7 protein-coding genes, 2 tRNA genes and 1 pseudogene are annotated in these 9,942 nt (G+C 69.3%); all 10 read left to right on the top strand.

Annotated features, from left to right (window positions below; translation table 11 throughout):
- A pseudogene (locus ACTHJJ_RS10285) lies at nt 1-430 on the top strand (DNA replication/repair protein RecF); the annotation flags it as partial.
- A complete protein-coding gene (locus ACTHJJ_RS10290; protein WP_440302849.1) occupies nt 423-974 on the top strand; it encodes a DUF721 domain-containing protein in 552 nt (183 codons plus the stop codon). The pseudogene ACTHJJ_RS10285 and the gene ACTHJJ_RS10290, both read left to right, overlap by 8 nt.
- 85 nt (nt 975-1,059) lie before the next feature.
- Complete coding sequence (locus ACTHJJ_RS10295; RefSeq protein WP_440302850.1) at nt 1,060-2,487, top strand: protealysin inhibitor emfourin; 1,428 nt, start codon at nt 1,060-1,062, stop codon at nt 2,485-2,487.
- Nucleotides 2,488-2,490: 3 nt separating this feature from the next.
- Nucleotides 2,491-3,057: a DUF1697 domain-containing protein gene (locus tag ACTHJJ_RS10300; RefSeq protein ID WP_440302851.1), complete on the top strand. Its 567-nt coding sequence runs from the start codon at nt 2,491-2,493 to the stop codon at nt 3,055-3,057.
- 437 nt (nt 3,058-3,494) lie between these two features.
- Nucleotides 3,495-5,588: a DNA topoisomerase (ATP-hydrolyzing) subunit B gene (gyrB, locus tag ACTHJJ_RS10305; protein ID WP_440302855.1), complete on the top strand. Its 2,094-nt coding sequence runs from the start codon at nt 3,495-3,497 to the stop codon at nt 5,586-5,588.
- A 129-nt stretch (nt 5,589-5,717) separates the two neighbouring features.
- The gene (gyrA, locus tag ACTHJJ_RS10310) at nt 5,718-8,435 is read left to right on the top strand and encodes a DNA gyrase subunit A (protein WP_440302852.1); all 2,718 of its coding nucleotides are present in this window, start codon (nt 5,718-5,720) and stop codon (nt 8,433-8,435) included.
- On the top strand, nt 8,432-9,076 hold the full coding sequence (locus ACTHJJ_RS10315; RefSeq protein WP_440302853.1) for a DUF3566 domain-containing protein: 645 nt from the start codon (nt 8,432-8,434) through the stop codon (nt 9,074-9,076). The genes gyrA and ACTHJJ_RS10315 overlap by 4 nt, the downstream gene beginning before the upstream one ends.
- A 197-nt stretch (nt 9,077-9,273) precedes the next feature.
- Nucleotides 9,274-9,350 (top strand) — tRNA-Ile (locus tag ACTHJJ_RS10320).
- A 27-nt stretch (nt 9,351-9,377) separates the two neighbouring features.
- Nucleotides 9,378-9,533, top strand: coding sequence for a DLW-39 family protein (locus ACTHJJ_RS10325; RefSeq protein ID WP_440302854.1), 156 nt, complete (start codon nt 9,378-9,380; stop codon nt 9,531-9,533).
- Nucleotides 9,534-9,542: 9 nt separating this feature from the next.
- Nucleotides 9,543-9,615 (top strand) — tRNA-Ala (locus ACTHJJ_RS10330).
- Nucleotides 9,616-9,942: the final 327 nt, after the last annotated feature.

Consider the following 9,942-nt stretch of genomic DNA (forward strand, 5'->3'; position numbering starts at 1 on the left):
GGCGATCCTGGAGAGCCTCGAGCGGGTGCGGGACCAGGAGGTCGAGCGTGGCGTGTGCCTCGTCGGGCCGCACCGCGACGACCTCGTGCTGAGCCTGGGCGACCTGCCGGCGAAGGGCTACGCGAGCCACGGGGAGTCGTGGAGCTTCGCCCTCGGGCTGAAGCTCGCGGCATACCGGCTGCTCCGGCGCGACCTCGGCGACGACCCGGTGCTGATCCTCGACGACGTGTTCGCCGAGCTCGACACCGGCCGCCGCGACCGGCTCGCCGAGCTCGTCGCGGACTGCGAGCAGGTCCTCATCACGGCTGCGGTGGGCGCGGACGTGCCGACCGCCCTGCGCGAGTCCGGCGAGACGTATGCCGTGGAACTGGGTCACGTCTCCGCGCCGGCCAGCGACTCAGACGCCGAGTCGGAGTCCGGCGATGAGTGAGGTCGAGGAGCCCGGCGCCGAGGGTGGCGCCGGCGAGGGCCCGGCAGTGGAGGACGCGGCGGCGGCCGCCCTCTCTCGCGCGCGAGCAGCGGCCCGGGAGAAGGGTCTGCGCCCGGGGATGAAGCCGCGCAAGCGGGTTCGGCCGCTGGGCCAGGGGGTGACGCTGTCGGGAGCCGGCCGGGACGGCCGGGACCCGACCCTGCTGGGAGACCAGCTCGACCGGCTCATCGCGGACCGCGGCTGGAAGGTTGACGTCGCCGTCGGCTCGGTCATGGGCCGGTGGACGGACATCGTCGGCACGGACATCGCCCAGCACGTCGAGCCCGTCTCGTTCACCGATGGTGTGCTGACGGTGCGGGCCGACTCGACGGCGTGGGCGACCCAGATGCGGCTGCTCGCCTCGAACGTCCTGGCCCGGGTCGACGAGGAGATCGGTGCCGGCGCGGTGACCGAGCTGAAGGTCTTCGGGCCGGGCGGCCCGTCCTGGCGACGCGGCCCGCGGCGCTCTCCAGACTCCCGCGGGCCCCGCGACACCTACGGGTGACTCCGCCGGACGCCACCATGTGTGAGTCCGCTGCGCGCCGGTGTCACGACGGGCGGATGTCGGCGCCCGGGCTGACACTGTTCCCATGAGGTGCCGATCGATCATCCCGCCGTACATCCTCCAGCAGCTCGCCCAGGCCGACGACGATGACCTCGCCCAGCGCGCCCGGGCGTCCCTGCGGGCCGACGAGCAGTTCCGGACGGACCGGCGCACCCAGCCCGCAGCCGTCCACGAGCACAAGGCCGCCCGGCCGGCGTCGCCCGCGCTTCCCGGCCTCAAGCGCACGATCGCCGATGCGCAGCACCAGCTGACCACGCCCGGCACGACGGTGCGCACCGAGGGCCAGCCGCCCGTCGCGGACCCGGCGGTCGACGAGGCCTACGACGGTCTTGGTTTCACGTGGAACCTCTACGACAAGGTCTATGACCGCGACTCGATCGACGGCAAGGGGATGCCGCTCCTCGCGACGGTGCACTACGGCCAGAGCTATGACAACGCCTTCTGGGACGGCACCCAGATGGTGTTCGGCGACGGCGACGGGGTCGTGTTCCAGCGGTTCACCAGGAGCGTCGACGTCATGGGGCACGAGCTGACTCACGCGGTCACCGCCCACACGGCGGGCCTGCTCTACCAGGGCCAGTCCGGCGCCCTCAACGAGTCGATCTCCGACGTCTTCGGCAGTCTCGTCAAGCAGTACCACCTCGGCCAGAGCGCGGAGCAGGCCGACTGGCTCATCGGTGCCGACCTGCTCGCGCCCGGGGTCAAGGGCCGCGCCCTGCGCGACATGCACCACCCCGGAACCGCCTACGACGACCCCCGCCTCGGCAAGGACCCGCAGCCGGCCGACATGGCGCACTATGTCGACACCACCGACGACAACGGCGGTGTCCACCTCAACTCCGGCATTCCCAACCGCGCATTCTGTCTCGCCTGCCTCGCCGTCGGCGGCAACGCCTGGGAGACGATCGGCCCCGTCTGGTACGCCGTCCTCACCGGCCCCGCGATCAAGGCCGACTGCGACTTCTCGACCTTCGCCCAGCTCACGGTCGACGCGGCCGCGGCCACCCATGGCGAGGGTTCGGTCGAGCAGGCCGCCGTGCGGGACGCCTGGGTCATGGTCGGCGTCCTCGTCCAGACCGCGGGGAGCGCCGCGGCGTCCGGGCCGGCAGCGGGCGGGGTGGAAACCCCGGGTGCCGGGCACGACGTCCGTGAAGCCCAGGGCGAGGTGCCCGGTGCCGATACCGAGGTCCTGCTGCGGCGCACCGGAGGGTTCGCCGGCCTCACCCGTGAGCGGCCCTTCACGCTGGGTGACCTGCCCGATCGCGACACCAAGAACTGGCAGCACCTGCTCGCCGCGCCGACCCTCCAGCAGATCGCCACCGAGGAAGGCGGGCACCCCGACATGTTCTGCTACTCCATCACGTGCCGTGAGGCCGACGTTGACGTCACGGTCGCCGAGCCGCACCTGCCGGAGGCGATCCACGAGCTCTTCGAGCGGACCCTGGAGGGCTGACCCATGCCGACCCACGTCGCACTCCTTCGTGGCATCAACGTCGGCGGCGCCGGCAAGCTGCCCATGGCCCAGCTCCGCGAGGTGCTCGAGAGCCTCGGCCACGCCGACGTCGCGACCTACATCCAGAGCGGCAACGCGGTGTTCACGCCCGACTCTTCAGCGCCCACCGCGGACCTCGCTCGGGCGCTCGAGGACGCCATCGAGGCGGCTGCCGGCTTCCGACCTCCCGCCGTCGTGCTGACCGCCACCGAGCTCGAAGCCGTCCACGCGGACAACCCCTTCCCACGGGTGACCGAGCCGAAGCAGTTGCACGCGGGCTTCTTCCCCGCGCCGCTCGGCAAGACGTATGCGGCCCAGGCCCGTGACGCTCAACGGCTGGCTCACGAGCAGGGCAGCCGGGACGAGGTCGTCGTCGAGGGCCCGGTCGTCTACCTCCACACCCCCGACGGGTTGGGCCGGAGCCGGCTCGCCGAGCTGCTCGGGCGGATCAAGGCCGATGGCACCAAGCCCCAGGGCACCTTCCGCAACTGGGTGACGGTGACGAAGCTGCTGGCGATGCTCGACGCTTGAGACGCTCCCGTGACGGCGGGTAGAGACGACGTCAGGAATCGTCGCGCAGGGGCGCTCAGGGCCCGGGTCGTGATCCTCCCCTCGGATCAGCCGGTCCCAACGCGCCACGACGGCGATTGCGGGCCTCCCAAGGCATGTTTCGGGGTCCGCGGACGTTAGACTGAGTGGGTTGCGGCTCGACCATGGCGTCGGGCCGCCCCGGTGTCGCCATCACGCACGTACTCGTGCGGCGCCGGCGACACACCTGCATTGCACCACGAGTGAGGAGCGACGTGTCCGAGGCCGACGAGACGCCAGAGATCAACCCAGCAGAGCCGACGACGGACACCACCCCGGACCCGACGGCCGCCGCAGCCGAGGCAGCGGCCGAGGCGCTCCCCCAGCCGGAGCCCTCTCCTGCTGCCGAGGAGATCGGCATCGCTGAGACCCTCGAGCCGATCGGTGACGACCCCTTCCTCCGTCATCCGCACCCGGACCAGAAGCCGAACGGCGTCGACTACGACGCGAGCGCGATCACCGTCCTCGAGGGCCTGGAGGCGGTTCGCAAGCGTCCCGGCATGTACATCGGCTCGACGGGTGAGCGGGGCCTGCACCACCTGGTGTGGGAGATCGTCGACAACGCCGTGGACGAGGCGCTCGCCGGCTACGCCGACACGATCGACGTCACCCTCATGGCGGACGGCGCCGTGCGCGTCAAGGACAACGGCCGCGGCATCCCCACGGACATCCACCCGGTCGAGAAGATCAGCGCCGTCGAGCTGGTCCTCACCCAGCTGCACGCCGGCGGCAAGTTCGGCGGGGGCGGCTACAAGGTCTCCGGCGGCCTCCACGGCGTGGGCTCCTCCGTCGTCAACGCCCTGTCGACCCGACTCGACGTCTGCGTCCGGCAGAAGGGCCACGCCTTCCGGATGAGCTTCAGCCACGGCGTCCCGACCGGCCCCCTCCAGGAGATGGAGGAGACGGACGCGACCGGCACGACGATCACCTTCTGGGCCAATCCCGAGATCTTCGAGACCACCGTCTACGACTTCGAGACGATCCGGGCGCGCTTCCAGCAGATGGCCTTCCTCAACAAGGGCCTGACGATCAACCTCATCGACGAGCGGGTCGAGCAGCACCCGGACCTGCAGGACGAGGACCTCGACGAGATCGACTCCGACATCCAGGAGGTCGACACCGACGAGGACGACGACCCGGCGACGACCGGTGACCGGCAGACGGTCCAGGCCCGCAAGGTCAGCTACCGCTACGACGGCGGCCTCGTCGACTACGTCCACCACCTCAACGGTTCGAAGCGCAACGAACCGGTGCACGCCGACGTCATCAGCTTCGACGTCGAGGACGAGTCGAAGGCCCTCAGCCTCGAGGTCGCGATGCAGTGGACGACGGCGTTCAGCGAGTCGGTCCACACCTACGCCAACACCATCAACACGCATGAGGGTGGGACGCACGAGGAGGGCTTCCGCGCGGCGCTGACCAAGCTCGTCAACGAGTTCGCCCGGAAGCAGAACCTCCTCAAGGAGAAGGACGACAACCTCACCGGCGACGACGTCCGTGAGGGACTGACCGCGGTCATCTCCGTCAAGCTCGGCGACCCGCAGTTCGAGGGCCAGACGAAGACGAAGCTCGGCAACTCCGAGGTGAAGGGCTTCGTCCAGCGGGCCATGACCGACGAGTTCGGCCACTGGCTCGAGGCCCACCCCAACGAGGGCAAGGACGTCGTCCGCAAGTCGATCCAGGCGGCGGCGGCGCGGATGGCCGCCCGCAAGGCACGCGAGGCGACGCGCCGCAAGGGCCTGCTCGAGTCGGGCGGCCTGCCGGGCAAGCTCAAGGACTGCCAGAGCAAGGATCCGAGCGTCTCCGAGGTGTTCATCGTCGAGGGCGACTCGGCGGGCGGCTCCGCGACGCAGGCCCGCAACCCGCACACCCAGGCGATCCTGCCGATCCGCGGCAAGATCCTCAACGTCGAGAAGGCCCGGATCGACAAGATCCTCGCCAACCAGGAGGTCCAGGCCCTCATCTCGGCGTTCGGCACCGGCATCGGCGAGGATTTCGAGCTCGCGAAGGCCCGCTACCACAAGATCATCCTCATGGCCGATGCCGACGTGGACGGCATGCACATCCGGACGCTGCTGCTGACGCTCCTGTTCCGGTTCATGCGCCCGCTCATCGAGGCCGGCTACGTCTACCTCGCCCAGCCGCCGCTCTTCCGGCTCCGGTGGAGCAATGCCCCGCACCAGTTCGCGTACTCCGACCGTGAGCGCGACGGCCTGAGGGAGATCGGTGAGGGCAACGGCTGGCGGCTGCCGAAGGACAACCCGATCCAGCGCTACAAGGGCCTCGGCGAGATGAACTACACCGAGCTCGGCGAGACCACGATGGACCCCGAGACCCGCACCCTGCTGCAGGTCACCCTCGATGACGCGGCCAAGGCCGACGAGGTCTTCTCGGTCCTGATGGGTGAGGACGTCGAGTCGCGGCGCACGTTCATCCAGAAGAACGCCCGCGACGTCCGGTTCTTGGACATCTGAGCCGCCCTCGAAGGACCACTTCGTGCAGACCCCGCGGAGGCCCGCCCAGCGCGGGAGGCGCGAAGTGGCCGTTCGATGCGAGCGGCATACCGACAATTGTGAAACCGATGACACGACAAGGGAACTGACGTGAGTGACGACCTGCCTCCCATCGACGGCAACGAGCCCCCCGAGGAGGACCAGAGCCACGAGCAGGGCACCGCTCCGATCGAGCGGGAGCCCGGCCAGCACGACCGTGTCGAACCGATCGACCTCAACACGGAGATGCAGCGGTCCTACATCGAGTACGCGATGTCGGTCATCGTCTCCCGCGCGCTCCCGGACGTGCGTGACGGCCTGAAGCCCGTGCACCGCCGCATCGTCTACGCGATGTTCGACGGCGGCTACCGGCCGGACCGCGGCTTCAACAAGTGCGCCCGCGTCGTCGGCGACGTCATGGGCCACTACCACCCGCACGGTGACTCCGCGATCTATGACGCCCTGGTCCGGCTCGTCCAGGACTGGTCGATGCGCTACCCGCTCGTCGACGGGCAGGGCAACTTCGGCTCGCGGGGCAACGACGGTGCGGCCGCCCCGCGGTACACCGAGTGCCGGATGGCGCCCCTCGCCATGGAGATGGTGCGCGACATCGACCAGAACACGGTCGACTTCATTCCGAACTACGACGGCAAGACGATGCAGCCGACGGTCCTGCCGAGCCGGTTCCCCAACCTGCTCGTCAACGGCTCGGCCGGCATCGCGGTCGGCATGGCGACCCAGATCCCGCCGCACAACCTCCGCGAGGTGGCCCAGGCGGCGCAGTTCTTCCTCGCTCACCCCGACATGCCGCGGGAGGAGTTCCTCGAGGAGGCCATCAAGATCGTCCAGGGCCCGGACTTCCCGACCGGCGCCCTCATCATGGGCCGCAAGGGCATCGAGGACGCCTACCGGACCGGCCGCGGCTCGATCATCATGCGGGCCATCGTCGAGGTCGAGGAGATCCGCGGGCGGCAGGCGCTCGTCGTCAAGGAGCTGCCCTACCAGGTCAACCCCGACCAGCTCGCGATGAAGATCGCCGACCTCGTCAAGGACGGCAAGATCGCGGGCATCTCCGACATCAGCGACGAGACCTCCGGGCGCACCGGCCAGCGGCTGGTCATCACGCTGAAGCGGGACGCCGTCGCGAAGGTCGTGCTCAACAACCTCTACAAGCACACCCAGCTGCAGACGACGTTCGGCGCCAACATGCTCGCCCTCGTCGACGACGTGCCGCGGACCCTGCCGCTGTCGGCGTTCATCCGGCACTGGGTCGAGCACCAGATCGAGGTCATCGTCCGGCGCACCCAGTTCCGGCTGGCGAAGGCCGAGCAGGAGATCCACATCCTGCGTGGCCTGCTCAAGGCGCTCGACATGCTCGACGAGGTCATCGCCCTGATCCGGGGCAGCCAGACCGTCGAGATCGCCCGCGAGGGGCTCATCGGGCTGCTCGAGATCGACGAGGTCCAGGCCAACGCGATCCTCAACATGCAGCTGCGCCGCCTCGCCGCCCTCGAACGGCAGCGGCTCCTCGAGCAGCACGACGAGCTGCAGGCGCTCATCGACGAGTACACCGCGATCCTCGCTTCACCCGAGCGGCAGCGCGAGATCGTCTCCGAGGAGCTGCAGGAGATCGTCGACAAGTACGGCGACGAGCGGCGCACCGCCATCGTGCCGTTCGACGGCGACATGTCGATGGAGGACCTCATCCCCGAGGAGGACGTCGTCGTCACGATCACGCGGGGCGGCTACGCCAAGCGGACCCGGGTGGACCAGTACCGGTCGCAGAAGCGCGGCGGCAAGGGCGTCCGTGGGGCCACGCTGCGCGGCGAGGACGTCGTCGATCACTTCTTCACCACGACGACCCACCACTGGCTGCTCTTCTTCACCAACCTCGGCCGCGTCTACCGGGCCAAGGCGTACGAGCTGCCCGAGGGGTCGCGCGACGCGAAGGGCCAGCACGTCGCGAACCTGCTCGCCTTCCAGCCGGACGAGCGGATCGCCGAGGTGCTCGCGATCAAGGACTACGAGTCGGCCGACTACCTGGTCCTCGCCACGAAGGGCGGCCTCGTAAAGAAGACCCGCCTGCTCGACTACGACTCGCCCCGCTCGGGTGGCCTCATCGCCATCAACCTGCGCGAGGGCGACGAGCTCGTCGGCGCCGACCTGCTCTCGTCCCGGGACGACCTGCTGCTCGTCTCGCGCAAGGGGCAGTCGCTGCGGTTCCACGCGACCGACGAGGCGCTGCGGCCGATGGGCCGGTCCACCTCGGGTGTCACGGGCATGAAGTTCCGTCACGACGACCGGCTCCTCGCGATGTCGGTGGTCGAGGAGGGCGACGAGCCGGACGTGTTCGTCGTTTTCGAGAACGGTCTCGCCAAGCGCACGCCGGTGTCCGACTACCGGATCCAGGGCCGTGGTGGCCTCGGCGTGCAGGTCGCGAAGCTCTCCGACAAGGGCGGCGACCTCGTCGGTGCCCTCACCGTCGGCCCCAACGATGAGGTCATGGTCGTCATGGAGAAGGGCAAGATCGTCCGGTCCCGCGTCGACGAGGTACGCATCACGGGCCGCTCGACGATGGGCGTGAAGTTCGCGACTCCTGACAAGGGCGACTCCATCGTCGCGGTGGCCCGCAACCCCGAATCGGCCCAGCTCGCCGAGGTGGAGGAGGCGGAGGCCGCCGAAGGTGTCGACGACGACTCGGAAGCGAACACGGCCGACGTGACGAGCCCCGCGCAAACACCTGTCTCCCCGGCAGATGGCGTACCGTCGGACGAGAGCACAGAAGACCGGGGTGAGAGCTCCGAGAGCGACAGCGGAGGTGACGAGTGAGCACGACCAGCTCTGAAGGTATGTCGGCAGCCGGTCTCGGCTCGGGCTCCTCGACCCGGCGGATTCCGACGAGTTCGTCCCCGAGCGAGGCCACAGCAGACTCGGCGGCGGGCCGTCCGGATCCCGAGGCGGGAACGGCGGCCCGCGGCTCAGGTGGCACCGAGACGGCGGCGACCCAGGCCATCCAGGCGGGCGACCAGACTCGCGCTAGTCAGGCCCGTGCCACGACGACCCAGCAGACCGCGCAGTCGGGTCAGCGCCGAACGGCCCGCAAGGGCCCGCGTCGGGTCCGCCTCGCGGTTGCCCGGGTCGACCCGTGGTCGGTCATGAAAATGAGCTTCCTGCTCTCCGTGGCCGCCGGCATCGCCGGTGTCGTGCTGACCGCTGTGCTGTGGATGATCCTGTCGACGATGAACGTGTTCAACGACGTCGAGGGCGTTCTCCAGAGCCTGCAGACCGCGACGAGCAACCCGTTCTCGATCAAGGACTACGTCGGCTTCGGCCGGGTCGTGTCCCTCTCGATCGTCATCGGCGTCATCGACGTGATCCTCATGACGGCGATCGCCACGGTCTTCGCCTTCCTCTACAACATCTGCTCCGCGCTGGTGGGGGGCATCCAGCTCACCCTCACCGACGACTGAGCCAAGGCGTGAGGAACCGACCGAGGCACGAGGGAGGGCCCGGAGCGCCGATTCGGCTCGGTCGTCAGAAGGCACGACTGAGGTCACCGACGAGCGGACGCCGGCTCAGCGGCATACGTTTTGGTGCGTCGCCGAGGCATCCGGTAACGTGTGCCCTCGGCCCGGGTCTTCGGATCCCGGCCGCTTGTAGGTGAGATGGGCCTATAGCTCAGACGGTTAGAGCGCTTCCCTGATAAGGAAGAGGTCGGAGGTTCAAGTCCTCCTAGGCCCACCATCACCGCCGCACCGAGAGGATCAGCCCATGTGGAAGCGTCTCGTCCTGATCGCAGCCTCCGTCGCCGGGGTGTCTTACCTCCGGAAGAAGGCGAAGGACCAGCAGGCCGAGCAGGACCTCTGGGCCCAGGCGACCGACACGGTCCCGCCGTCCGCCCCTCAGGTGCCCAACACCTCGGCGTGACCGCCGCTGGGGGCCATGGCGCAATTGGTAGCGCACCTGCTTTGCAAGCAGGGGGTTAGGGGTTCGAGTCCCCTTGGCTCCACCGCAGGTCAGAGGCCCTTTCCGCCCTCCGGGAAGGGCCTTTGCCGTACTCGTGCAGCAGCAATGTGCAGCAGTGACCCTCATTTTGGTCCCTCTCCCAGGGCGGTGCCCAGCTGCAGCAGCGCCCCTCCAACTCAGCCGGGGCTGAAGAGGGGAGGCGGAGCGGCGCGATCTGCCTCGCCGATCCAGTGGGGGCTGAATTGGCGAGGTCGGGGATACTCGGACACGTGGAAGAGGCGACCAGGACAGAGCACTCGTCGATCAGCCGGTTCCGGGACGAGGTGACCCGGCTCGGCGGCACGGGACGGGTCGTCGTCCTGCCGGAGTC

It is taken from the genome of Intrasporangium sp. (assembly GCF_051961875.1).
In the GTDB taxonomy this organism is placed as follows: Bacteria; Actinomycetota; Actinomycetes; order Actinomycetales; family Dermatophilaceae; genus Intrasporangium_A.